The sequence below is a fragment of the Bacillus sp. CFBP9009 genome (genome assembly GCF_036541465.1).
Classification (GTDB): Bacteria; Bacillota; Bacilli; order Bacillales; family DSM-1321; genus Peribacillus.
The window spans coordinates 74,194-99,710 of sequence record NZ_JAZHFU010000009.1; the positions used below are offsets into that span (position 1 = coordinate 74,194).

Consider the following 25,517-nt stretch of genomic DNA (forward strand, 5'->3'; position numbering starts at 1 on the left):
AAACGATGAAATTATCCACTCAATACTTTGGGGAAATCCATCAATTCAAATCGTTGAAAGAAGTAATGGCCAAAGCTAATGAAGAGAAATCAGGAGATAGGCTTGCGGGAATTGCAGCAGATTCTGTTCAAGAACGGATTGCGGCGAAAGCGGTGCTTAGCGAATTGACTTTGGCGGACATTAGGAACTATCCCCTGCTCTCCCCGGAAGAGGATGAGGTGTCGCGGATCATAGATGGTCTCATCAATGGAACCATCTATCAATCTGTGAAGAATTGGAGCGTTGCCGAGCTGCGAGAATATATTTTAAGTGACGACACGACCGGCGAGGATTTAAAGCGATTAAGCAGGGGATTGAATAGTGAAATGATTGCTGCGGCAGCCAAATTAATGTCGAACCTCGACCTTATCCATGCAGCCGATAAAATCGAAGTGCTCACCAAGAATAATAGCACGATCGGATACAAAGGAACGCTTGCTTCGCGCCTTCAGCCTAACCACCCGACTGACAATGTGGATGGCATGCTGGCTTCTTTAAAAGAAGGCCTCTCCTATGGAATCGGGGATGCACTCATTGGAATCAACCCTGTCGATGATTCGGTCGAAAGCGTAAAGCGGCTGCTTCATGCGACACAGGATGTCATCCAGAAATGGAACATTCCGACCCAAAATTGTGTGCTTGCGCATGTGACCACGCAAATGAAGGCCGTACAGCAAGGTGCGCCTGCTGATATGATCTTTCAAAGCATAGCTGGAACGGAAACGGCTAATCGCTCTTTTGGAATTAACGTACAATTGCTCGAAGAAGCTAATGAGATCGCGAAGGCCTATGGGACCGGCACAGGCCCGCAGCATCTTTATTTTGAAACGGGGCAAGGCTCCGAGTTATCGGCTGAAGCGCATTTTGGAATCGATCAGGTGACGCTTGAAGCCAGGAACTATGGATTTGCCCGCTATTTTGATCCGTACATTGTCAATACGGTCGTCGGATTCATCGGACCTGAATATCTATATAACAGCAAGCAGGTCATCCGAGCCGGGTTAGAAGATCATTTCATGGGGAAAATGCATGGACTGCCGATGGGTGTGGATATTTGCTATACGAATCATATGAAGGCTGATCAAAATGATATCGAGGACTTGGGTGTACTTTTAACGGCGGCTGGTGTGAATTTCATCATCGCAACTCCGATGGGGGATGACTGCATGTTAAACTATCAGTCTTTGAGTTACCACGATATAGCGACTTTGAGGCAAACGATGGATAAGCGGCCTGCCCCATTATATGAAGCTTGGCTGGAGAAGATGGAGATTATGGAGAACGGAAAATTAACGAAGCGTGCCGGTGATCCAACTATATTTAACCGTTAGGAGTGGATGATATGGGTATGAATAATAAGGAAGATTTGGATGCCTTGATAGCGAAAACCCCTGCGCGGATAGGTGTAGGCAGGTCAGGGACCCGGCCGAAAACGGATTCTTGGCTGAAATTCCGTTTTGACCATGCGGCGGCAGTCGATGCTGTATATGGTGAAGTCAGTGATATTCTTTTGAAACGCTTGGATTTATTCAAGGTGAAAACGAAGGCTGATGATAAGGAAGTCTATTTACGGCGTCCGGATTATGGCAGGAAGCTTTCGGATGAAGCAAAGCGGTTGATAGAAGCCAAATGCATAAAGGCCCCAACGGTTCAAATCATCATTTCCGATGGCTTAAGTGCCAAGGCAATCGAAGAAAATGTGGAGGACGTCTATTTATCTTTCAAACAATCTTTGGTGGTGGCAGGTCTGGATACGGGTACACCCTTTTATATTGAAAAGGGCCGGGTTGCCGTGATGGATGATATCGGTGAAATCCTTGGACCTGAGGTCATTGTCCTGCTGATCGGTGAACGGCCTGGTCTAGTCAGTGCTGAATCATTGAGTGCTTATATATGCTATAAACCGCGTTTGGGCACCATTGAAGCAGAAAGGATGGTCATTTCCAACATTCATAAAGGAGGGATTCCCCCGGTTGAAGCTGGGGCACATCTTGGCACGGTCATTCAAAAGATCCTCAAATACCAAGCGAGCGGCATGTCCCTCGTGAAAAAGGAACATGAAGAAGAAAAGCGTGAAAAACTCGGTTGAAAAAATAAAAATGGAGGAGCGAATCGCTCCTCTCAGTTTGTCGATAAAGGGGGTTCGGTAGTGTCTCATCCCGAACCAATGATTTTAAAACAAGACTAGAATATCCTTAATGTTTTTTACTGTAATCCCTTATTGGATTGAAGAAATATGCGACACTCCTGCCGAATAACTGGCTAGCCGATACCCCACAGACGCTTGCGTCGAGGAGGCTTGGCAGACAGTCGGCGGAAAGGGAGCGGATTTCTAAATCAGCAGGTACGTTTTTAAATAAAAAACTGCAGACAAACTCGATTTATTAGAATTTGCCTGCAGTCTGGGGGGAGCGAATCGCTCCTCTATTTACTTGTCCCTAAATTCCATAATCCAAACGGGTTGTAGAAGGGATGGTCTTCTTCATATCTAAAGTCCTGAAGGCCCGTCAATATAAAGTCGGGTGCATCTTGCTGAATGCTAAAGGTTTCGCCATTCTTAAAGAGAGGCCGTTCACCAACATGGTAATAATTAAATGTGTTAAGCAGAGCAGCCGCCTCTTTCGGACTCATTGTGTTAAGTGTCACGGCATCCGGAAGACCAAAGGCTTTCATTCCGAATGAACAATAATAGTCTTCCTCTCCGATGATCGTGACAAAATGGGCATATACCAAGAGAATATCCGGGCTATGATGTAGATGCTGCCAATCTTCCTTTGAATGGGCAATTCCAGCGGTTTCTATCTTCACTGCCATTCCGCCTGCCCTAAGGATCGCTGCCCCGGCATCGATCAAATCGATAACAGTTCCGGTATCGGATACATCGGCTATTATATAAACGGTAAAGGTATGGTCATTGATTTCCTCTAATGCATTCTCTGAAAAGGCGTCTTTACTGGCGTAAGAAAAGCTCTCCTTTAAAGTGGGTTCATAATCATGGATCTCCGCCTGAAAAGTAATGTTTTTATCACTGTTATGAAAAACATTCCCGGCTAACAGATACCCTTCGCTTTTGGAAGCGACCGTTTGAATCAATTCTGTCCGGTCCTTCCATTTACCGGGTATCCCGATGATGATTTGGTTGTCCTTCATGGATCATCTCTCCTTTCCGATCACTTCATACTATACCACTGCTGATGTTTTCCATAGTATTTCAAAAAAAATAGTGCCAAGCACCGATAAATGCCAGTGAGGGATGTGCAGGACTTTTTCAAAATTATACAATTGATGTATAATATAATCTAGTAAACGTATAGCCTATCTTCATAGGAATTCCCCTTAGGGTTTTCTCATAGGGCCGTATCTTAATAATCTATTCGTATATATCAATGATGAAAGAGAGTGGAATATAATGGGTCGTAAGTGGAATAACATTAAAGAAAAAAAAGCGTCAAAAGATGCTAATACTAGTCGGATTTATGCTAAGTTCGGACGGGAAATATATGTGGTGGCAAAACAAGGTGAACCAGATCCAGAATCCAATCAGGCATTAAGGGTCGTGCTTGAGCGTGCGAAAACGTACAATGTTCCAAGAGCAATCATTGACCGTGCGATTGAAAAAGCCAAAGGCGGTTCGGAAGAAAACTATGACGAACTTCGTTATGAAGGGTTCGGTCCAAATGGTTCAATGGTCATCGTGGATGCATTGACAAACAACGTGAACCGGACGGCATCTGATGTACGTGCCGCATTTGGGAAAAATGGCGGGAATATGGGTGTCAGCGGATCTGTTGCTTATATGTTCGATGCAACGGCAGTCATCGGGATTGAAGGTAAAACGGCTGATGATGTTCTTGAACTGTTAATGGAAGCGGATGTTGATGTACGTGACATCATTGAAGAAGAAGAAAGTGTCATCGTTTATGCCGAACCTGAACAATTCCATGCTGTACAACAAGCATTCAAGGATGCAGGAATCAGCGATTTTACAGTGGCCGAGCTGACGATGCTTGCACAAAATGACCTAACCCTACCAGAAGATGCACAAGCACAATTCGAAAAAATGATTGATGCATTGGAAGATTTGGAAGATGTTCAACAAGTTTATCATAATGTAGATCTTGGTGAATGAAATAACAAGCAGACCTTTGCTATATGATCAAAGGCCTGCTTATTTTATTTGAAAGGAAAGAGCCTGTTCCGAATCACGAAACAGGCTCTTTCCTTTTGATTATTCATTTATGGTGATTCCGGAAAGTTCACGGTCTTTCTGTACCTTTTCCAATTCCGAAATTGTGACCAGTTGATAACCTTGGTCATGCAGTTGTTTGATGATTTTTCCTGCAGCCTGGGCGCTAGTTTGGTAGATATCATGCATTAATATGATACGGCCATCTTTGGCTTTGCTCATCACTTTGTTTACGATTTTCTTTTCATTCCGTTCTTTCCAATCTTCGGGATCGACATCCCAAAGTGTGACTTTCATATCCTCCATGTATTCACGCACATTATTGTTAATCGCTCCATATGGGGGACGGACGAGATTTGGCTCAGCACCTGTAGCTTTTTCTACAGCGTCTTGGGTCTTTTCGATTTGATCTTCGATTTTGTTCTTGCTTAAGCGCGTCAGCTGCGGATGATCCCATGAATGGTTGCCGATCTCATTTCCTTGCTGCAGCATTTTTTGAAGAACTTCCGGATAGTGCTGAACGCGGCTTCCAAGCACGAAAAACGTCGCGTGACCATCATACTTGTTCAGGTTTTCAAGAATGGACATGGTATGACTTGGATGCGGCCCGTCATCGAACGTCAAGGCAATGACCTTTTTTGAAGGGTCGATCCATTCATTTTGCACGGGCAGTTTGGCGACGATATGTTTCGGCTGCCATTCCTTTACACGATCCTCATTCAAATCTTGACTTTGATATGAATCTAGCAAACTATCTTTAAAAAGTTCCTTCTTGATGGCTATTGTATGGGTCTTAGTTGAATCATCAGTCTTAACATAGAATACAAGCGTATTTTTCAAGACTGAAAAAGAATTGAAGTTGGCTGCCTTCAGTTTGTTTTCCTTTTTAATGAGACTGTTTGAAATGCCTTCTTCTTCCTTCTCCGTTAACTCTTCAAAAACAATATCGGATAAAACGGATAAATAATCAGTATCCGTGGCAAAGATGTCTTCTATGGAGAGCTTTTGCTGAGATGGAATATCATAAGTGAAGATCTGGGTTCCAGACTGCTTCTTTCCTTCCACTTGCTCATATTTATCGAAGGAAATCGTAATGGTCTGTTTGCTGAAATGGAGGATCGTATAGGTGAGGTTAAGCTCGGAAGCTTTTCCGTCGGATGCTTTCCATTTCTTTTCATAATCCTTAATTTCTTTCTTTATGTAGGCTTCTAGCTGCTTGTCGATATTTTCTAAATGCAGAACGGGCCTGCTGGCTGAATATCCGCCTTTCGTATTATCTTTCACATACGTTTGAATATCGGCATCTGGGTAATTTTTATCGGTTGTATAGGCCGAAACGGTTCTTTTCTTATCAAAAGCAAGGCTTTTGATGGCTAACCCCAATGTTCCCACAGCAGCTGTTAGACAAAATAGAAAAATAAAGACTTTTTTATAATTTAATTTCCTCATGATGCACTCCACCTCGATAATCATTCTACTATATAGACACGCCAAAAGTCTTAAAAGTTTGTAAAAAATTTCATTTTTTTATATTTATATATTTCCTTGCTCATTTTCAAACTTTTATGGCTCCGCCAACGTCTATTCTATGTACCTAGGATACGGAATTTAAATGTAAGGAGCTCTATCATGCAATGAAAAATCCAGATATGAATCAATTAATCGCGGCCCGGATAACCGAACGGCAAGATAATTTGTACAGACTTGCTTTTTACTATGTCAAAACCCAAGATGATGCCCTTGATATCGTGCAGGAATCGATCAGGAAAGCGCTAGCCTCCAGCAGCAAAATCAAAGACGCTGCTTCTATAGATAGTTGGTTATATAAGATCATCGTCCGAACGGCACTGGATGTTTTGCGGAAGAAAAAGAAACTGACCGTCGCCGATGACGAAACAATAGAATACTTACGCAGCGGTGAGGAAGATCACTATCCTGACCTGGATTTGCAAAAGGCCTTAGAAGGACTTTCAGTCAAGTACAAAACGGTAGTCGTCCTCCGTTTCTTTGAGGACCTGAAGTTGGACGAGATAGCGGAAGTGCTGGAAGAGAACGTAAGCACGATTAAAACGAGATTATATAAAGCGCTGCAACTATTGCGGATCAACATGACTGAACGGGAGGAAACGAAAAGATGGAAAAAAAATTAAAAGATCTGCGGGAAGAGTATCTAAAAACACCGATACCAAAGGAATTGAATGATGTCGTTCAAGCAGCCTTGAATGAAAAGTCCAGGAAGAAGCAAAGGGTTGGCAGGAATATCCTCGTGTCAGCGGCAGCGGCGCTTCTGATTGTGACAACTTCCGTAAACATCAGTCCGGCAGCGGCTAAAGCCATGAGTGATATTCCGATAGTTGATAAGGTCATCAAAGTGATTACCTTCGTCGAATGGAAAGAAGAAGCGAATAATTCCTCGGCAGTAATCAAAACGCCTGCTATATCCGGCCTGGAGAATAAACAGCTCGAAAATAGCTTGAATGATAAATATTTAGCGGAAAGCAAGCAGCTTTATAAAGAATTTACGGAGTCCATGGAAAAACTGAAGGAAGGGGAAAAGGGCAATATCTCGGTGGAAAGCGGATATGTGATATTGACGGATAATGAAACGATATTATCGGTACAGCGTTATACGGATACGATTCAGGCCTCCAGTTCCACGGAAAGTCAATTCGATACAGTCGACAAGAAAAACGAAGTGCTTTTAACGTTAAATAGCTTATTTAAAGATGATCGTTATCTTCAGGTGATCAGCGAAAACATCAAGGAACAGATGAAGCGGCAGATGGCTGAAGATCCGGAAAAGATATATTGGGTCGAAGAAGATGACCTTACTGCATTTAAAGGCATCGATGAAAACCAAAACTTTTATATTAACGAAGATGGCAAGCTAGTCATTGCCTTTAACAGCTACGAAGCTGCGCCGGGATATATGGGGGCCGTCGAGTTCATCATCCCGACAAAGGTGCTGTCAGACCTTCTTGTTGGCGATCAATATATCCATTAAAACGGCTCTATTGTAATTCTTATGACGGCGGAAGGTTTTTAAAACGGTACAATACTCATTAAAAAAGACGAACCAACGTTACTTGATTACAGTAACCTTGGCTCGTCTCTTTTTTGTTCGAATTTCATCTGATCCAGTTCCAGCCTCATTTTTTCCGTCTCCATCAGAAAGTTTTCATGTTTAAGTTTTTCAAGTTCCAATTCAACTTGTAGCATATTGTGTTTGGTTTTTGACTGTTTTTCGAAATGGGTTGTCAGTATTCCGAGTATAGGGATGGAAAAAATCATCACGACGGTTATGATCCCGAACATTATGTGCCTCCTCATTTTTTATATCTATTATACGGTGTATATAACGGTTGTGGTTTGGTTTTTCAAAATTTCCCATTTTGATTCTCATTAATATGTGCATGGCTACCAAAGTAATACCATTAGTGAAATTAGGGCAATATATCATTGATGGCCGCTTTATATTAGATTATATGGACTGTTTTTTAGTGCAAAATCCGGACTTTGGCTTGTATGGTGGAAAGCCACTTCTATTTATTTTGAAATTAATTATTTAAATATACTAAATATTTGTTTACAACAGAGAAAATAAAAGTTATTATACAATAATAAAAGGAGGGCTAGGTATGGCAACGATAAATAAACAGAAAATTGTGGATAGTGTACCTCAAAAAGGTTTTTTTGGAAACCCTAAAGGACTATTCACCCTTTTCTTTACTGAGTTCTGGGAGCGTTTCTCCTATTATGGCATGAAGGCCATTCTTGTTTACTATATGTATTACGAAGTTTCTAAAGGGGGACTAGGTCTTGATGAACCCACAGCCCTTGCCCTTGTATCCATATACGGATCTTTAGTATATATGTCAGGTATAATTGGCGGATGGCTCGCCGATAGGATTTTCGGGACTTCAAAAGCCGTATTTTACGGTGGTATCTTGATCATGCTCGGGCATATTGTCCTTGCTGTACCAGGCAGTCTCTCCATGTTCTTTGTTTCCATGGTACTTATTGTTCTGGGTACTGGTTTATTAAAACCGAATGTTTCCAGCATTGTCGGTGAAATTTACGCGGAAAATGACGAACGCAGGGATTCAGGTTTCAGCATATTCTATATGGGTATCAACATGGGTGCATTCCTTTCACCGTTTGTTGTCGGTACAGTCGGAATGGACTATAGCTTCCATCTTGGTTTTGGACTTGCGGCAATTGGTATGTTAATTGGACTCATCGTCTTTGTTACAACAAAGAAAAAGAACCTGGGCCTTGCTGGAACTCTTCCTGCTAACCCATTATCACAGAATGAAAAGAAAAAAGTATTCACTAAATTGGGGATAGCTGCACTAATCATAGCTGCCATCATCGGCATCACGGCTTCTGCAGGCATCTTAACGATTGAAACCTTCATTAATCTTGTAGGTATCCTAGGGATCGTTATTCCAACCCTTTATTTCATTTTCATGTATCGCAGCCCTAAAACAACTTCTGTTGAACGTTCACGATTGATTGCCTATATTCCTTTGTTTATAGCAGCCGTCATGTTCTGGGCGATTCAAGAGCAAGGTGCAACTATATTAGCAAGCTATGCAGACAAACGGACACAGTTGAATTTTGCTGGAATAGAAATAAACCCGGCATGGTTCCAATCTTTGAACCCTTTGTTCATCATAACCCTTGCACCAGTATTCGCATGGTTATGGATTAAACTAGGAAAGCGTCAGCCGACCATTCCTCAAAAATTCTCAATCGGTTTACTGTTCGCCGGTTTATCATTCCTGGTGATCCTGCTTCCTGTTTATTTCGGTGGATCAGACGCATTAGTCAATCCGCTATGGCTTGTACTTAGCTATTTCCTTGTAGTACTTGGAGAACTTTGTTTATCTCCTGTAGGACTTTCAGCTACTACAAAATTGGCTCCGGCCGCATTCTCGGCACAAACGATGAGCCTGTGGTTCCTGGCAAGTGCAGCAGCACAAGCACTGAACGCACAAATCGTCAGATTCTACACACCTCAAACCGAAATGGCTTATTTTGGAGTGATCGGTGTTGCCTCAATGGTCCTTGGACTTGTCCTGATGGCCTTATCACCAAAGATTCAAGGCTACATGAAAGGCATTCGCTAACACTTAGCCAGCAGTAAAAGAAAGATGATCTCAGATTAAACGGGATCATCTTTTTTTATTTCGTCCTTGAATTGTAATCGATTTTTATTCGCGGTCGTTATTCAATCCTTTAAATTCTTTTAATATGATCCACAGTGAACACTAAGATAAAAAACAAAATAATCTTGGGAATGGGCCCGATATCCGTGATAAAGAAAATACAATATCCTAAAATGAAATAAAACGAAAATAGAATACCTAAGGACAATCCATTTTTTCATTTCCTCCTCCTTAGCTGAGTATCCATCCCTTTTTTACATTAACAGCTGTCATTAGTAATCCATAATAAACTAAGTTTCAAATTGATAGATTCCAAAAGTGATCAGTGGAATTTCAGAAGACCGTTTGACCCAATAATGGAAAAGGTTCTTACAACCAGAAAAAAGAGCAATCCTATAAAGGATGCTCTTTTTTTTCATATTCTCTTATTTCAATTTCACCAATGGTTTTCTTATTGGTTATATTCGTTTTAGTCATTGAAATGGTTCTTTTCATTAATTAAGTTCAGCCTTTTCCTGCCTGGAATCCTGGATACTTGGTCATTCCGCCATCAGCATATAAGGTCATTCCCGTTACGTAGCTCGATTCGGCGGAAGCTAGCCAAGCGGCACAAGCCGCAATTTGTTCCGGTTTTCCGATGTATCCCATCGGTATCAGGTCGATGACTTCTTGTTTAGCTTTTGGATCATTGAATTTTTCGGTATTGATGGGTGTGTCGATTGCCCCAGGTGAAATATTATTAATGCGAATCCCTTTAGGAGCATATTCAAGTGCAAGGGTTTCTGTCATCATCTTCACTCCGCCCTTACTTGCTGCATAGTGGACAAAATGAGGCCAAGGGATCCGGTCATGAACGGAAGACATGTTAATGATATTCCCCTTAATGTCATGATCGAGCATATAACTGATTGCTTCCCTGCTTGCCAGGAACATCCCGGTTAGATTTACATCGATGACTTTCTGCCAATCTTCAAGAGTCAATTTTTCGCTGGGCACTTCATTTTCAATACCAGCATTGTTGATCATGATGTCGATTGTGCCAAAGGTGTCGACAGCGAATGAAAGCAATTTCTTCACATCCGCCTCCTTTGAAACGTCGCCTTGAATGGCTGCGGCTTTCCCGCCTGCCGCTTCAATCGTTTTGATGATTTCCTTATGATCGCCATTTTCAGTGTGATAATTTAATACGACATGTGCTTTTTCTTTACCGAACCTTTCGGCCATGGCTTTTCCTAACCCTTTTGCCGCCCCAGTGATCACTACCACTTTTTTCTCTAAATCGTCATACATCATTTATCGCTCCTTTGACTATTCTTTTGTAAAGCCGATCATGATTCCGCCAGCAATTACGAGTACACACCCGGTGATGACGAAGACCATTTGCTTTTTGGATTTTTTCTCTCCTAAAAGAAAGATGCCGCCTAAAGTGGAAATAACGATCCCCATTTGGGAAAATGAGAATGCTATGGCAACGCCCACTTTTGGATTAGCGAGCAGGAGGCCGATATTACCGACTGCCCACATCATTCCGGTTAGAATATTTCTTCCGGCATATTTATTAAACGGTTTATGTTTGATGGATAGGAGCAGGGCAGCCAGGAACATGCCAATTGCTTGCGGCAGGATCGCCGACCATCCGTCAACTTCATTCCATCTGACGACAATGACATATGTAACATAACCCACCGTTGAAATGGCAAGATAAAAAACCCCTTTTTTCATGCTTCCTGCTTTTTTGTTATCACCATCGCCGTAGCTCGTCAGCAAGACACCTGTAATCAAACAGATTATTGCAACTATGCCGATGATGATTGTCATCCTGTCATTCCATTCCCTGAAAATGATAACTGCAAAAAATGTATTTCCTAGAATTTGCAGTCCTGTTGAGATTGGAACGGTTTTCGATACCCCGATTTCCTTGACGCTGTTGAATTGAAATAACTGCCCGAATGCCCAGCCTATCCCGGAAATGATACCGACAATCCACACTGTACTGCTCCATTCCGGCGGATTGATGAAAGACATCATGATGGCGAACAGTAATGAACCGATTGTAATGCCAAGTGTTTGATTATAAGAGTTGCCTCCGAGTTTTTCGGAAACAAGCACTAAGCTGCCCCATGTCAATGCAGGGAGTAGCGCAAAGAGAAAACCTTCCACAAATTTCATCTCCTAAACTAGAAAACAATGTTCTAATGAATATAAAATAGTTAGTTAGTAAGCTATTGAATGTATTTAGAGTTTTCCCTTTACACGGGAAAGAAAACATGGTTTTAATTTACCAATTTGGAATTTTATTTTTCAGGGTGGAAACAATGAAAAAATAAGGGGTTTATGGTACTTTTAACTTAAAAACAGTTAGGAGAAATAGTATGACGACACTGAATGAATGGTTTGAAAAGGGGATTCCCGCTAAAGAATTTGTATCTTCGATGAAGGTTCATAAAGAAAACTTACAATCGATTCAGGAGGATTTTTCCGTTTCTGCAGAGGACCAAGGTTTTTTCGATGAATTAAAGACGAAGGAACTTCGGGCCATTGTCATTACTGAAGACTGGTGCGGAGACGCAATGATGAACATTCCAATACTGATGAATATAGCTGAAGCGGCAAATATTGAAACTCGAATGGTTTTACGAGATCAAAATCTTGAACTAATGGATCAATACTTAACGAATGGAACAGCGCGTTCAATTCCCATTTTTATATTCATTGATAAGAATGGTGAAGAAAAAGCTGTTTGGGGACCACGTGCACCAAAGGTACAAGAGTATGTAATGGAGTTAAGGTCAGACCTGCCGGCTAAGGATGATGAACGTTTCGATGCAGCGCAAAAAGCAGTCATCAAAAAGATAACTGCGGCTTTTGCTGAAGAAAAACACCTGTGGGATGAAGTATACAGCAGTATCAAGGAAGCATTGGGAAGCTGCTGACAGCGGGGATATCCCTTTTTAACCTTGGAGTTTCTTCCATAATGAAGGGCTGTTTCAAAACGGAGACTACAACCATTTTGGTTGGTGAATCTATAGTATTCATGGTTCTTTTAGTCCAAGGTTTGGGAACAGCCTTTTCATTTACTTATGATTCCGGAATGATTGTAACGCCGATTGTTCGAATAGGAGAATCTTGTTTAGCGCTCTGATTCGTAGCGTTGTAGTATTTTACCATTAAATCGTTCAATTCATTTTGAAAGTTAATAAAGCTTTCATCATCAAGCTTTAGTTCTAAAAGGGAAAAGGTTGAACCATCTTCAGTGCAATCTCTTTCTTCTAATTTAGTAAGATAGTTTTGATATTGAGTCATAAGGGATAATTGATAATAAGAAAAGTAGTTCACCTTTTTCTCATTAGAATATTTTTTCCATTCTTCCCCGCTAAGTCGCGCTTCTTCTTCATTTAAAACATAGTATTTTTCGGAAACGGATCTCACTTTTTTCTCTTTTACAATGCGGATGACCCCTGAATCAAATAGAACCTGTATATGTCTATATAATGTTGCTTGGGGTACATCCTTAATGATTTTTAACATTTCTAATGGTGTTAAACCATTTTCCCTGTTTCTCATTAAAGCTTGGGTAATCTTCATTCTTACAGGATGCATTAAAATTTCGGCTTTATTAATCATCTTATTCTCCTCACATTGGAAATTAAATAATTTCATTTGTAAATAATTAATGTCTTCATGCAATAAAGCTTAATAAATAGGATTATATTTTTATTGTTATTTATAATGATAATATTATCATTATAAATAACAATAAAACCTCAAACAATATTTTATCAAGAAAAAAATAGGTGAAAAATCCCAATTCAAATGTTATCATTACTGATAATGATAATAAAATTTGTTATTAAGGAGTGGTATATATGAAATTGCATTATGGATGGAACGAATTGAAAGATATTGATTTCATGCCTATTCTGCCGATTATTTTACCGGTAATTGCTATTGGGATGATTTTAATCCTTATTGCATTAATTGATTTATACAGAAATCGAAAGACGCGGAAAAATGTATTATTGTGGACACTCATCATTATTTTTGCAAATACAGTCGGTCCAATTCTGTACTTCGTTATTGGTAGAAAGGACAGTGACAGAATATGAAATTAGAGATTAATAATGTCACAAAAAAATTCAAAGAAAAAACAGCGGTCAATAATTTTTCAATGAAACTGCAATCTGGGGAATGTGTTGGATTGATAGGGCCAAATGGGGCTGGTAAGTCGACACTAATAAAAGTCATTGCAGATATTATTGATCCAACTTTGGGAGAAGTATTGCTTGATGGTAAGAAAATTTCAAAAATGAAAAAGGAAATAGGCTACTTACCACAATACCCTAACTTCTTTCAATGGATGACTGCCAAAGAAACCCTTACATTCATGGGGCAGCTCTCGGGTATCAAAAAGGAAGAGTTATTAAGCGGCATTCCAGAGATATTGTCGAAAGTAGGGTTGAGCGGGGAAGAGAATTCAAAGGTGCGGACTTTTTCAGGCGGAATGAAACAAAGGCTTGGAATTGCACAGGCACTGTTACATAAACCAGCTTTGATTGTCATGGATGAACCGGTTTCGGCACTAGATCCGATCGGCCGGAGAGAAGTGTTAAATATCATAAAAGAGATAAAGAAAGATACGACCATTTTATTATCGACGCATATATTAAGCGATGCAGAAGAGATATGTGAGAGGTTTGTCATTATAAAAAGTGGTGAAAAAATTGAGGACACTACAATGTCTGAATTATTAACCAGGAATAGCGTAAATAAAATCAATGTCGACATAACCTCAAGAAGTCAAAAATGGATTGAACATGTTAAAAGCTTGAACTTTGTCAAAGGTGTAGAGGTAATGGGAAATAAATTGAAGATAGAAGTGGAAAATATTGATTCAAACAAGAATATTTTACTTGCGAATGCTCTGGAGCATAATGTTGATCTTATAAGGTTCGAAATAGATAACGATACATTGGAAGAGATTTTCTTAAAATTGGTGGTGGAGAAATGAGTGAATTTGCCGTTTTAGCTAAAAAGGAATTTGTTCAGATGGTACGTGAATATAAAGTGATTTGGCTGCCTCTTGTATTTATATTTTTAGGAATAACTCAACCAGTCGTAAGTTATTATTTACCTTCAATTTTAGAGGCACTGGGCGGGAGCCAAGGGATCACCATTGATCCAAGCATGGCAGCCCAAAAAGGCGGCGAAGTTCTCGCTAGTACCTTAGGGTCTCAATTTGATCAGCTAGGGGTCATGATCATCATCGTTTCCATGATGGGAGTCGTACAATCCGATAAAGCAAATGGTATGCTGGCTTTCATTCTTACAAGGCCCGTGACGGTTGGATCTTACATAAGCGGGAAGATCATTTCCAATTATCTGTTTGTTGCCTTCAGTGTAGCATTGGGGTATTTAGTTTCATATCTGTATGCAGTTTTTTTGTTTACGAGTATTGATTTTGCGGATTTAATAGTGGCTTTACTGTTCTATCTGCTGTGGATCCTATTTATCGTTTCATTCACGACGATGATCAGTACCATTTTTAATAGTCAGGGTATTATTGCATTAATTTCGATAGTATTTCTCCTCGGCTGTAGAATAATAGTTGGATTAAGTCCCGTAATAGACAATGTTAATCCAGCAAGCATGAGTAAACATGCCATGGAAGTACTGATTTTAGGCACAGTCAATTCACAAGCGATTTGGGGTGCATTAGCGGCACTTGAGTTGACGGCAGTAGCGATATTGGTAACGAGCATATGGATTTCCAAAAAGAAATTCAATAACGAATAAGTTAGGTATGAAGGAAAAATATCGACGAAATCTACAGTTATATCTTCGAAAATAAAAATATATCGACGAAATCTACAGTTATATCTCCGAAAATAGGAATATATCGGCGAAATCTATAGTTATATCTCCGAAAATAGGAATATATCGACGATTGAAATGAAAAAGGACTGATTTTTTACTCAGTCCTTTTTTAAATATGAAAATGGAAATTGAGACGCCGTTCCGTGTTTCAATTTCCACTTAAATCAGCGCAGATCGATTAAATGAGAAACATCGCGACTATCGTAGTCACTGCTAAACCAATGGTTACCGGAAGCAGATTCCGGCGGGCGAGTTCAAAGGGACTGACGTTACATATGGCAGCTGCTGGTATCAGTGCCCATGGAATCAGGGTACCTCCGCCAACCCAAATCGCGGTTATTTGCCCGAGTGCGGTTAAGGTTGCGGTTCCGCTTCCGATTGCCGTGCCAAAAAGTTTGGCGACAGATCCCGCTAAAGAAATGCCTGAGAAGCCCGATCCATCCAAGCCAGTGATGGCACCGATGCCCGTTAATGTGACGGCGGCTATTTCTTTAGTTAAAGGAACGGAGGCCGCTAAGGCGGCACCGAGGTCATTGACGATGCCGAGGGATGTTTTTGGTAAGTAGTCACCGATGATCTGATTGAATCCAGAATCACCTAGATAGAAGAATGCGGCGATCGGAATGACGGGTCCGAATACTTTAAAGCCAAATTGAAAACCCTGAATCAAATAGGCCGTTGATTTTTCAAGTCCTTGTTGTTTATGTGCTACAAGGGATAAAATCAGCAAAATGAAAACGGCAGTACCCCCAACCAATGCTGTTGCATCTCCGCCTTGCAACTTCAAAATCGACAATGCCACAACATCCAACAGAAAGGCGATCGGAATGAAAATGGCAAAAAACTTCTTTTGTCCCAGCGTGAGCAAATCTTCACTGATTGTCTGATCTTGGACGATCCCCTCATTATCCGCCACCTTGATTTTTCCCAGCTTCATATCCCGCTTTAAAAGGATAAAGGCGGAGATGGTGGTGACGACCCCCATTGTAATGACAAGGGGGATGCTCGCAGCGATGACATCACCGACTGGTATGGAAGCCGCATCACCCGTTAGTTTAGGGGCAGCCTGAATGATGAAATCCCCTGATAATGCTATTCCGTGACCAAAAAGGTTCATCGCCATTGCCACGCCAAGGGCTGGTAAACCAGCCCGTAAAGCAACGGGGAGCAGAACGGCACCCAATAAGGCAACGGCAGGTGATGGCCAGAAAAACCAGGATATCATCATCATGACGATTCCAATTACCCAAAAGGCAAGTGTAGGATTTTTAATGAATTTCGCAAACGGTGCAATCATGACATCATTAATGCCCGACTTCGTTAATACCGTGCTCATGGCAACGATGATTGAAATGATTAAAATCGTGGACATTAATTCCGTGATTGCGAAAATGAAGCTGTTGAATATCCCACTTATGGAGGATGCTAAACTGCCTGTAGCCACTAAAGCCAAAAGGAAAATACCAACTATGCAGATGAGGGTAGTATCACGACGTTTTACCATAAACCCGATTATCAATGCAATGAATACAACATAAATCCAATGGAGTGCCGTTAATTCCATCTCCATGATCCGTCCCCCTCATAAATATGCCTAGTTACAGATTATGAGGGAGGTACGGGGTGGTGAGTTGTTTCATGAATTTTAAAGGCTTATCTTCTTTATTTTCAACAATACTTCAAGTATTCTTAACTTGAATAGCAACTACTGTAAATGAGGGATAAGCCGTGAAGCAAATATATAGTGATATCATACAATTTCGGGGTACACATTATGAGTTTGGATACATGCAAGGGGAGGAATTAAAAGATTCACTAACGGTAAAAAATCGTGAAGATCAGTGGAAGATCAGGCAGCCTCGGTTTACGGTTGAAGAAGAAGAGGTCAAGAAAGCAATTACACAATTCGCCCCTGGAGTTTGGGAAGAATTACTGGGGTTGCAAGAAGCGCTGAAATGGCCAATTGACCGCGTGCTGCAAGAGTTTGGTGGATACCGATTGGATTATGTTCGGTCGGGCTGTTCCATCATGACAGGCGATGATTATCTCATTCGCAATTATGATTACCACCCAAAGACCTATGAAGGACGCTATGTCTTATTCCAGCCAACCGATCAAGGGTATTCAAGCATCGGCCCTAGTCAGCGAGGGACTGGTCGGATGGATGGAATGAATGAAAAAGGTTTGGTGATAGGCTATAACTTCATGAATCGCAAGGACCCTGGTGATGGTTTCATCTGCTGCATGATTGGCAGACTGATTGTTGAATCTTGTGCGAACGTTCAGGAAGCTGTCGCGATGTTGAAGGAAATACCGCATCGTCATTCGTTCACTTACGTCGTCTATGATAAAAGCGGAAGTACCTATATTGTGGAAACCTCCCCGAGAAATGTAGAGGTGCGCACGTCAAATGCCTGTACAAATCACTTTGAAATCATGAAAAATGAAAACCGTAACCATCTTATCGATTCAAAACGCCGATTGGAGATCATCCAAGATCAGGAAGGGAAACTTTCATCTGCCTACGATGCTTATAGGTTGTTTAATGATACCAATCAAGGTGTCTTCTCGGATTTATATAGCAGCTGGGCAGGAACGATTCATACATCCGCTTATTTACCTAAGGAGATGAAAGCTTGGATTGCCTTGGGAGGGAACCAGGAGCCGACTTCAATAGATTTTGCGAAATGGCTGGAAGGGGAAGATGTTGAGTTAAAACGAATCAAAGGTGTAATTGATACGGATATTCCCTTCGTGCATATGGATGAGGGAGCGAATTGGTTTCGAAATTGAACGTCTTTAAGTAAATTCGAACCTTGCGTTGTTAACAGGCCCAATCCGTGGATTGGGCTTTTGTTGTTCTATTTTTAGGCAAACCTGGTACTATTTATTAGTGGATGTCAGAGTAATATAATATGATAAAGTAACAGATTTTGGATTGGGGACAAGAAGTTGGATTTGTGTGCCGTACTTGTACAATGAATAAGGGGATGAGCGAATGTTTTCGACAGCTATTGGTTGGTTTCGGTTTATTACAATAATTGAGGGAATCTCATATGTTTTATTGCTTGCCATTGGTATGCCCATTAAGTACATATTGGATATTGGGGAAGCAACACTCATTTTAGGCAGCATCCATGGTTTCTTATTTGTCGTATTTGGGCTTTTATTACTTTATGTGAGCATCATATCAAAATGGTCCTTTTTAAAAATGGCGATGATTTTCATCGTTTCATTCATTCCATTTGGTAATTTTGTAATCGATCGCAGGCTTCTGAAGCAAAGTTAAGTACTTTTACTTTTAAAAAATCCATAAAAAAACGTCTTCCTATTTAAATGGCAGGCGTTTTTTTTATGGATTTAAGCTTGCTGTAAGGTTGGCACAAAGATGCTGTAAGAATGGGCATGTAAAGTATACGTATCAACAATACTGAAGAGGTGAAACAAATGGAATCATTATTAAAAGTGGAAAATATAAAAAAAACATATGGTAAATCAAGCGCTGCCTACACAGCGTTAGAAAATATATCTTTTGACATTCATGAAGGGGAGTTTGTAGGGATCATGGGACCTTCTGGAGCGGGGAAATCGACGTTGCTCAATTTGTTAGCAACCATTGACTCGCCGACTGAAGGGAAAATTTTTATGAATGATACGAGCATTCACGATATGAAAGGGGCTGACTTAACGGATTTCAGACGTGATAATCTTGGTTTCATCTTCCAGGATTATAATTTGCTAGACTCATTGACTGTGAAGGAAAATATATTATTACCACTGGCGATTGCAAAAATTCCAGCGAAAGAAATTACTGCCTTGGTGAATCGTATTGCTAAAGTATTCGGGATTGAAGGTTTATTAGCTAAATATCCATACCAAATCTCCGGTGGGCAAAAGCAAAGAACAGCTGCAGCCAGAGCGCTTGTGACAGAGCCTGCATTGATCCTGGCAGATGAGCCCACAGGTGCACTTGATTCAAAATCAGCAACAGGTCTGCTGGAAAGCTTAAGTGACCTAAATAAAAATAATAATTCCACCATCATATTGGTGACACATGATGCATATGCCGCAAGCTTCTGCCGGCGGATCATTTTCATCAAGGATGGTACGCTTTCAACAGAAATTTATCGTCGTGGCCAATCACGTAAAGCTTTCTTCCAAGAAATTATGGATGTCCTTGCAACAATTGGAGGTGAGGTAGATGACGTTATTTAGTCTGGCGAGAAAGAATATTGCTCGAAACCTCTCCCAATATTTTTTATATATCGCATCCATGGTATTTAGCATTATCATCTATTTTACATTTGTAACATTAAAATATAGCGACACAGTTGCAGAACAAACGGCTTCATCACAGAAATTGGATTCATTAATGAGTGGTGCGGCGGTCATCCTGATTTTCTTCGTTGCCATTTTTATTGCCTATTCCAATTCATTCTTCATGAAAAAACGTAAAAAAGAAGTGGCATTATATGCATTGCTTGGCGTACATAATCGTCAGATCGGTTTTATGCTCTTCTTTGAAAACCTATTGCTAGGTTTGGTTTCATTGGTTGTGGGGATTTTACTTGGATTTCTTTGTTCAAAAGGGTTCATGACGATTTTGATCTATTTAATGGGCTATGATGTCCTCGCGCCATTTACATTTTCGGAATCTGCAGCTTTGAACACCTCAATCGTATTTCTGATAATTTTCTTGGTGACATCATTCCAGGGCTATCGTTTGATTTATCAATTTAAACTAATCGATCTCTTCCATGCTACGAAAAAAGGGGAAGCGGCTCCGAAGCCATCGATGTTTGTAGCCTTTCTGGGAATTTTTCTGATTGTCATGGGTTATTGGTTGGCGATGCAAGATCTTTTTACTTCTAAAGTATGGGAAAAAGTCGGCTTTTTGATGACGGCACTCATCATTTTGACAACTGTTATTGCAGGTACGTTTTTATTGTTTCATAGCGTGACAGGCTATGTGTTAGCGGTGAGTAAGAAAAATGAAAAATGGCTATGGAAAGGCCTGCATCTGATGACGATCTCGCAACTGCTACATCGTATACGGGGTAATGCACGGACATTGACCGTAATTGCAGTGTTAAGTGCTACAACGGTAACGGCTGGCGGTGCGGTTTATGGCCTTTATTATAACGCGAATGACCAAGTTATGACCGTTGATCCGAACACCTTCATGTATCAGCAAACGGATGCAAAAAGCGATCAGCAAGTCAGCGCTGTATTGCCAGATACAAAGTATGATGGAAATGTCGAAGCACTATCTATCACATTTAATACGAAAGAACTTAGCAAGGGATCAGCATTCGATAGCTCTGATAAAAGGATTTACACGATAATCGATGAAAGAACATATAACAAATTAGCAGAAGTACAAGGTAAGGAAGCATTGCTTGTGAATAATGGCAAAGCAGTCATTTTAGATATTGGATATGACAAAAGATTCTCACCTGAATACAAGGACAAGACGATCAGGACAGAAAACAACACAGCGATAACATTTCAAAGCTTTAAAACACAAACAGTTTTAAATGCCAAAACAGCAGGCATTGCAGTGGTTGTATCGAATGATCAATTTAAATCATTGCAAAAAGAAGGGGAAGTAATCATCGCCCCACACATGTTCAAATAAAGTTTCCTTGCTCAAAATCTGATTTGGGTGATGCATAAAACAGCTCATCAGTCCGATTTCTTTAGCTGTGAGCTCTAGCGTTTTGCCATCCTTTTTCACTTCATTTGCACTAAGCTCAAAAGGACCAACTTGAAATTTTTTCGGAGCAGCTTTTTCCTCTGAAAAGCCCGCACGCCTCAGCTGCGCCTTTACCCGATATGCAACTTCCTTCGGACTGAATTTCTTGGTAATATAATCATCCCCGCCAATCGCCAACCCTAAAAGCTTATCAATTTCCTCATCCTTTGCCGACAAAAATAAAATGGGCACATTCGACACTTCCCGAATTTGCTTGCATAAATCATAGCCTTCACCATCTGGCAGCATAATATCTAGCAAGACTAGTGATGGATCGAACTTCTGAAACTTTGCCCACCCATCCGCAATCGTCCCCGCCGTAACAATATTCGGGATACCTTCTTTATGTAAAACCGTCTCCATGAGACGTGCCAAATCTTCTTCATCGTCAATAATTAAAATCCACTGATCATTAGACATTCTTTTACCTCCTAAACATCAATCATACCCTACAGTATAGAGTACCCCTTAACAAAAAATAAGGGGAGGGTAAGTTTTTTAACGAACTCATCCATTATTTTCACGAAAGTGCCATTACATGAAAAATTAATGTTGAGATCAGGAATCCTGTTGTCTGTTCTGTATTTAGTTAAGGTGGTTTGGGTAAGAAGATTGTGCTTCATACTGATTTGGTAAAGGTTGTATGATAAACTGTTTAAAGTATTGTTAGGAAGATTATGCTGAGTAATATGATTCAGGAATTCATTACCGTATGCAGCGAATGTGGAAGAGTAAAAGGAGAAAAAAATAATGGAAACAAAAAAGGTGTTACCCGTTCTTTTTTTAGTGATGTTTTTAGTCATGGTCGGATTTGGGATCATTATTCCCGTCATTCCGTTTCTTGCAGAAAAGGTTGGTGGCAGTCCTACTGAGCTTGGACTTTTAATGGCTGTTTATTCATTAATGCAATTATTTTTTGCCCCGGTGTGGGGCCGTATATCTGACCGGATAGGACGTAAGCCTGTCATGATAATCGGGATTGCTGGCTTGGCTCTTTCGTTTTTTATCACGGCCTCGGCAGATTCCTTATGGGTATTATTTGTAGCAAGGATCATTGGCGGGATTTTGTCATCGGCAAACATGCCAACCGCAATGGCGTATGTGGCTGACATCACGACGCCGGAAGATCGCGGAAAAGGGATGGGGATCATCGGGGCCGCTACAGGGCTTGGTTTCATCTTTGGTCCGGCGATTGGCGGGGTATTCTCCAAATCAAGTTTGAATTTACCTTTTTACATTGCTGGAATTACCTCTTTAATTACTTTATTCTTAGTGATTGCGATACTGAAGGAATCACATACAGTTGAAAAGAGGGCCCAGCAGTCAAAAAATAAAGAGTCCATGTGGAAAGCCTTTAGAGGGCCTCTTAAAACCATGTTCTTTCTGCAACTGATCGTCACTCTTTCAATGGCAGGACTCGAAACGACTTTTGCTTATTTTGCAGCCAAAAAGGCTGATATAAGTCTTGTCCAATTAGGCTATATCTTTATGATCATGGGGGTTGGCAGTGCGATCGTTCAAGGTGGATTAGTAGGTAGGATGACAAAGAAATATGGAGAAGGCGCGGTCATCCGAATGGGAATCATCGTCTCGGCAGCTGGGTTCATACTCATCCTGTTTTCTTCCGGTTTTTGGACATCGGCGGTCTTCCTGACGATTTTCGGAGTGGGAAATGGGTTCATCCGTCCGGCAATTTCGGCGCTGCTGACCAAAAGTTCCATGACGGGCCATGGCAGTGTCACTGGACTGTTATCTTCCTTCGACTCGTTCGGCAGGATTGCAGGTCCTCCGATAGGCGGTTGGTTATTTTCAATTTCGATTGATTTACCATTTATATCGGGAGCTATCCTTTCCGTTTTTGCTTTGATTCTTTTTCAGTTATACCATGCACGGACACAGACTAAACAGGTCCAAGCATCTCATTAATATAATGATGGGCAAAAACCCCCCCATTTCTAAAAATGGGGGGGGGGCCGCGAGCGGTGCTTGAATAGCACCGTTTTTTTTATTGAATCATATTGAGGAATTTACGTGTACGCGCTTCTTTAGGGTTTGTGAAAATCTGCTCGGGTGTTCCCCGCTCCATTATTTTTCCTTCATCCATAAAAATGACTTCGTCGGCGACTTCACGGGCGAAACGCATTTCATGGGTTACCACGATCATTGTCATGCCTTCTTCTTTCGCCAGGTCTTTCATGACCTGTAACACGTCTCCAACTAGTTCAGGATCTAAAGCGGAAGTGGGTTCATCGAATAGCATGACCTTAGGCTCCATGGCCAGGGCCCTTGCAATTCCGACTCGTTGCTGCTGTCCGCCGGACAATTGAAACGGATAAAAATCGATTTTTTCACCTAAGCCCACTTTTGTAAGCAGGGCAGCAGCCGTTTCTTTCGCTTGCTGTTTGGCTATGTTTTTTACAATGATGGGTCCTTCCATTACATTTTCCAATGCTGTTTTGTGGGGGAAGAGGTTATAGCTTTGGAAAACCATCCCTGTCAAACTGCGAAAAGATGTAATCGATTTTTTTCTAACGGGTTTTTTGAAGTCCATTACCGTTTCATCGATTTCAATCGTCCCATCCGTTGGCACCTCAAGGAGATTCAAACACCGAAGAAAGGTTGTTTTGCCTGAACCCGAAGGACCGATCAATACAATGACTTTACCTTGCTCCACTTCCAAATCGATGCCCTTTAAAACTTCAAGGTCACCAAACGATTTATGAAGATTCTTAATGTTGATCATTTTAAAATCTCCTTTAACTACTGCGGTTCTTATTTTGCTACATAACGATTAAGTCTGTCTTCTAAACTTCCTTGTATGAAAGATAAAATGGTACATAAAATCCAATATAAAGCAGCCGCTTCCATGTAAAGTAGTAGAAATTCATAGTTTTTTGCAGCGATCTCTTGAGCTTTACGGAATAATTCCGTTACAAGAATGAGTGATGCAAGCGATGTATCTTTTAAAAGGCTAATGAACGTGTTGGATAATGGGGGAACGGATACACGTGCTGCTTGCGGCAAGACGATCCGCTTTAAAGCTTGGGTATATGACATCCCGATCGAATAGCCCGCTTCCCATTGCCCTTTTGGTATCGATAAAATGGCCGCTCTTATAATTTCCGAGGCGTATGCTCCAACACTTAGTGAGAATCCGATTATAGCCGATATAAAAGGACTGATGGTGACACCTAAATTTGGAAGTCCATAGAAAATGATAAATAATTGCACAAGTAAAGGTGTCCCGCGGATGATTGACACATATACTCGCGCAATTATTTGAAGGATTCTAATGGAAGATAATCTAGCCAATGCTGTGAGTACAGCGAGAATAAGGCCGAGAACAAATGAAATTAGCGTTAGTGGAATCGTATATTGAATAGCTCCCTCTATCATCGGATAGAGGGAGGTTTGAGCGATGGAAACAAGCTGGTCCATACGCTCGGGGTCGGTGAAAATATTACTTAGGAGAAACATCTTCACCGAACCATTTATCCGAGATTTTTGCGTACGTGCCGTCGTCTTTCATAGCTTTTAATGCTTTGTTTACTTCTTCCACTAATTTGCCGCTGTCTTTTCTGAACATTAAACCACTGGCGACTCCGCTTTCTTCCTCATCAGCGACTTTGATAGGTGCATCCGGGTGTTGCTTTTTATAATCAAGGTACGATAATTTGTCATTGATCGTGGCATCTACACGTTTAGAACCAATAAGCTGTACGGATTGAGAAAATCCTTCAATACCTGTAACTTCAGCACCATGTGATTTGGCTAGATCATTATAGTTACTCGTTAAAGATTGTGCAGAGGTCTTGCCTTTCAAATCATCGAAGGATTTAATATCCGAATTATCTTTGTGTACCAGTAATACGGCTCCTGATTGAATATATGGGTCAGAGAAATCATATTTCTTTTGACGGTCTTCATCGATGCCCACTTGGTTTGCGATCATATCAAAACGTTTTGCATCCAAGCCTGCAAACATGCCGTCCCATTGTGTTTCCTTGAATTCAGCTTTCACTCCAAGGCGTTTTGCCACTTCTTTAGCAATTTCAACATCAAACCCCGTTAGTTTATCTGAATCATCGTGGAATGTGAAAGGAGGATATGTACCTTCTGTTCCAACAGTTAATACGCCATCTTTTTTAACTTTATCATATAGACTTTCTTGTGAAGAAGATTTATTGCCGGTATCGTTTGCCTCATTTTTTGTATCGGTACCACAAGCGGTAAGTACAACCGTGAAAGCTAACAATAGCGATAAAAGTGCAACCATTTTTTTCATTTGGGTAAACCTCCTAGTAATCTGATAGGGATTGATACTCTGTGATACTATACAAGAAAAGGGAAAAAGTCAATGAAAATAACTTATATCATTAGTGTTAATGAAACTTGGTGAATTATACGGTTTTTCACGCATTGAAGTGAAAATAAAACTAAAAGAAAGGTGTATCGTCATCCAGGGAAGGAACTGAACCGATATCCATTCTAA

General features: G+C 40.8%; 25 protein-coding genes and 1 pseudogene. 15 read left to right on the forward strand and 11 right to left on the reverse strand.

All coding sequences use genetic code 11. From position 1 onward, the window contains the following. The first annotated feature begins 5 nt into the window (after nt 1–5). Nucleotides 6–1,370 carry an ethanolamine ammonia-lyase subunit EutB gene (locus V3595_RS19620; RefSeq protein WP_485908893.1) on the forward strand — a complete coding sequence of 455 codons (1,365 nt, stop codon included), beginning with the start codon at nt 6–8 and terminating at the stop codon, nt 1,368–1,370. Between the two features lie 32 nt (nt 1,371–1,402). Further along, a pseudogene (gene eutC, locus V3595_RS19625) lies at nt 1,403–2,128 on the forward strand (ethanolamine ammonia-lyase subunit EutC); the annotation flags it as partial. 335 nt (nt 2,129–2,463) lie between these two features. Here eutC and V3595_RS19630 read toward each other — a convergent pair. Then, nucleotides 2,464–3,189, reverse strand: coding sequence for a DUF4261 domain-containing protein (locus V3595_RS19630; RefSeq protein WP_485908895.1), 726 nt, complete (start codon nt 3,187–3,189; stop codon nt 2,464–2,466). A gap of 259 nt (nt 3,190–3,448) precedes the next feature. Between V3595_RS19630 and V3595_RS19635 the strand changes: the two genes are divergently transcribed. Further along, entirely contained in the window at nt 3,449–4,168 is a 720-nt protein-coding gene (locus tag V3595_RS19635; RefSeq protein WP_053536610.1) for a YebC/PmpR family DNA-binding transcriptional regulator, read from the forward strand. Nucleotides 4,169–4,267: 99 nt separating this feature from the next. Here the strand turns inward: V3595_RS19635 and V3595_RS19640 are convergent, their stop codons facing one another. Further along, a complete protein-coding gene (locus tag V3595_RS19640) occupies nt 4,268–5,674 on the reverse strand; it encodes a polysaccharide deacetylase family protein (protein ID WP_485908897.1) in 1,407 nt (468 codons plus the stop codon). Between the two features lie 185 nt (nt 5,675–5,859). Here V3595_RS19640 and sigV point away from each other — a divergent pair, with 185 nt between their 5' ends. Continuing rightward, nucleotides 5,860–6,375, forward strand: a complete 516-nt coding sequence (gene sigV, locus V3595_RS19645; RefSeq protein WP_485908899.1) for an RNA polymerase sigma factor SigV — start codon at nt 5,860–5,862, stop codon at nt 6,373–6,375. Next, on the forward strand, nt 6,360–7,229 hold the full coding sequence (rsiV, locus tag V3595_RS19650; RefSeq protein ID WP_485908901.1) for an anti-sigma-V factor RsiV: 870 nt from the start codon (nt 6,360–6,362) through the stop codon (nt 7,227–7,229). The genes sigV and rsiV overlap by 16 nt, the downstream gene beginning before the upstream one ends. 86 nt (nt 7,230–7,315) lie before the next feature. On the opposite strand, the gene V3595_RS19655 is transcribed toward rsiV, so the two are convergent. Beyond that, nucleotides 7,316–7,540, reverse strand: coding sequence for a hypothetical protein (locus tag V3595_RS19655; protein WP_485908903.1), 225 nt, complete (start codon nt 7,538–7,540; stop codon nt 7,316–7,318). Between the two features lie 323 nt (nt 7,541–7,863). On the opposite strand from V3595_RS19655, the gene V3595_RS19660 reads away from it, so the two are divergent. Then, the gene (locus V3595_RS19660) at nt 7,864–9,357 is read left to right on the forward strand and encodes a peptide MFS transporter (RefSeq protein WP_101225525.1); all 1,494 of its coding nucleotides are present in this window, start codon (nt 7,864–7,866) and stop codon (nt 9,355–9,357) included. Nucleotides 9,358–9,900: 543 nt separating this feature from the next. Here the strand turns inward: V3595_RS19660 and V3595_RS19665 are convergent. Continuing rightward, nucleotides 9,901–10,686, reverse strand: a complete 786-nt coding sequence (locus V3595_RS19665) for a glucose-1-dehydrogenase (RefSeq protein ID WP_485908906.1) — start codon at nt 10,684–10,686, stop codon at nt 9,901–9,903. Nucleotides 10,687–10,704: 18 nt separating this feature from the next. After that, the gene (locus V3595_RS19670) at nt 10,705–11,556 is read right to left on the reverse strand and encodes a GRP family sugar transporter (RefSeq protein WP_485908908.1); all 852 of its coding nucleotides are present in this window, start codon (nt 11,554–11,556) and stop codon (nt 10,705–10,707) included. A gap of 212 nt (nt 11,557–11,768) precedes the next feature. Between V3595_RS19670 and V3595_RS19675 the strand changes: the two genes are divergently transcribed. Further along, on the forward strand, nt 11,769–12,329 hold the full coding sequence (locus tag V3595_RS19675; protein ID WP_485908910.1) for a thioredoxin family protein: 561 nt from the start codon (nt 11,769–11,771) through the stop codon (nt 12,327–12,329). Nucleotides 12,330–12,474: 145 nt separating this feature from the next. On the opposite strand, the gene V3595_RS19680 is transcribed toward V3595_RS19675, so the two are convergent. Continuing rightward, nucleotides 12,475–13,020: a helix-turn-helix domain-containing protein gene (locus tag V3595_RS19680; RefSeq protein ID WP_350300309.1), complete on the reverse strand. Its 546-nt coding sequence runs from the start codon at nt 13,018–13,020 to the stop codon at nt 12,475–12,477. Between the two features lie 242 nt (nt 13,021–13,262). Between V3595_RS19680 and V3595_RS19685 the strand changes: the two genes are divergently transcribed. The 3 genes from V3595_RS19685 to V3595_RS19695 are packed head-to-tail and all read left to right on the forward strand — an operon-like array spanning nt 13,263 to nt 15,189. Beyond that, nucleotides 13,263–13,502, forward strand: coding sequence for a PLDc N-terminal domain-containing protein (locus V3595_RS19685; protein WP_485908912.1), 240 nt, complete (start codon nt 13,263–13,265; stop codon nt 13,500–13,502). Then, nucleotides 13,499–14,404: an ABC transporter ATP-binding protein gene (locus V3595_RS19690; RefSeq protein ID WP_485908914.1), complete on the forward strand. Its 906-nt coding sequence runs from the start codon at nt 13,499–13,501 to the stop codon at nt 14,402–14,404. Before V3595_RS19685 ends, V3595_RS19690 begins: the two co-directional genes overlap by 4 nt. Then, the gene (locus V3595_RS19695; RefSeq protein WP_485908916.1) at nt 14,401–15,189 is read left to right on the forward strand and encodes an ABC transporter permease; all 789 of its coding nucleotides are present in this window, start codon (nt 14,401–14,403) and stop codon (nt 15,187–15,189) included. Before V3595_RS19690 ends, V3595_RS19695 begins: the two co-directional genes overlap by 4 nt. 259 nt (nt 15,190–15,448) lie before the next feature. Here V3595_RS19695 and V3595_RS19700 read toward each other — a convergent pair whose 3' ends face one another. Continuing rightward, nucleotides 15,449–16,840: a hypothetical protein gene (locus tag V3595_RS19700; RefSeq protein ID WP_485908918.1), complete on the reverse strand. Its 1,392-nt coding sequence runs from the start codon at nt 16,838–16,840 to the stop codon at nt 15,449–15,451. 158 nt (nt 16,841–16,998) lie between these two features. On the opposite strand from V3595_RS19700, the gene V3595_RS19705 reads away from it, so the two are divergent. The 4 genes from V3595_RS19705 (at nt 16,999) to V3595_RS19720 (ending at nt 20,908) form a co-directional block, all read left to right on the forward strand. Beyond that, nucleotides 16,999–18,063, forward strand: a complete 1,065-nt coding sequence (locus V3595_RS19705; protein WP_485908920.1) for a C45 family autoproteolytic acyltransferase/hydrolase — start codon at nt 16,999–17,001, stop codon at nt 18,061–18,063. A gap of 205 nt (nt 18,064–18,268) precedes the next feature. Further along, entirely contained in the window at nt 18,269–18,559 is a 291-nt protein-coding gene (locus tag V3595_RS19710; protein ID WP_034305497.1) for a DUF3817 domain-containing protein, read from the forward strand. A 158-nt stretch (nt 18,560–18,717) separates the two neighbouring features. Then, nucleotides 18,718–19,485, forward strand: a complete 768-nt coding sequence (locus V3595_RS19715) for an ABC transporter ATP-binding protein (protein ID WP_485908922.1) — start codon at nt 18,718–18,720, stop codon at nt 19,483–19,485. Continuing rightward, a complete protein-coding gene (locus V3595_RS19720) occupies nt 19,472–20,908 on the forward strand; it encodes an ABC transporter permease (RefSeq protein WP_485908924.1) in 1,437 nt (478 codons plus the stop codon). Before V3595_RS19715 ends, V3595_RS19720 begins: the two co-directional genes overlap by 14 nt. On the opposite strand, the gene V3595_RS19725 is transcribed toward V3595_RS19720, so the two are convergent. Then, nucleotides 20,858–21,445 (reverse strand): response regulator transcription factor, encoded by a 588-nt coding sequence (locus V3595_RS19725; protein WP_485908926.1) that lies wholly within the window; start codon nt 21,443–21,445, stop codon nt 20,858–20,860. The two genes, V3595_RS19720 and V3595_RS19725, sit on opposite strands and share 51 nt — an antisense overlap. A 330-nt stretch (nt 21,446–21,775) precedes the next feature. Here V3595_RS19725 and V3595_RS19730 point away from each other — a divergent pair, with 330 nt between their 5' ends. After that, entirely contained in the window at nt 21,776–22,951 is a 1,176-nt protein-coding gene (locus V3595_RS19730) for an MFS transporter (RefSeq protein ID WP_485908928.1), read from the forward strand. A gap of 79 nt (nt 22,952–23,030) precedes the next feature. Here V3595_RS19730 and V3595_RS19735 read toward each other — a convergent pair whose 3' ends face one another. From V3595_RS19735 to V3595_RS19745, 3 genes are read right to left on the reverse strand one after another with little or no spacing between them, the layout of a single operon-like run. Then, nucleotides 23,031–23,768, reverse strand: coding sequence for an amino acid ABC transporter ATP-binding protein (locus V3595_RS19735; RefSeq protein WP_485908930.1), 738 nt, complete (start codon nt 23,766–23,768; stop codon nt 23,031–23,033). Nucleotides 23,769–23,797: 29 nt separating this feature from the next. After that, nucleotides 23,798–24,502 (reverse strand): amino acid ABC transporter permease, encoded by a 705-nt coding sequence (locus V3595_RS19740; protein WP_289351467.1) that lies wholly within the window; start codon nt 24,500–24,502, stop codon nt 23,798–23,800. Then, nucleotides 24,486–25,310 carry an amino acid ABC transporter substrate-binding protein gene (locus tag V3595_RS19745; RefSeq protein WP_063595121.1) on the reverse strand — a complete coding sequence of 275 codons (825 nt, stop codon included), beginning with the start codon at nt 25,308–25,310 and terminating at the stop codon, nt 24,486–24,488. Before V3595_RS19745 ends, V3595_RS19740 begins: the two co-directional genes overlap by 17 nt. Nucleotides 25,311–25,517: the final 207 nt, after the last annotated feature.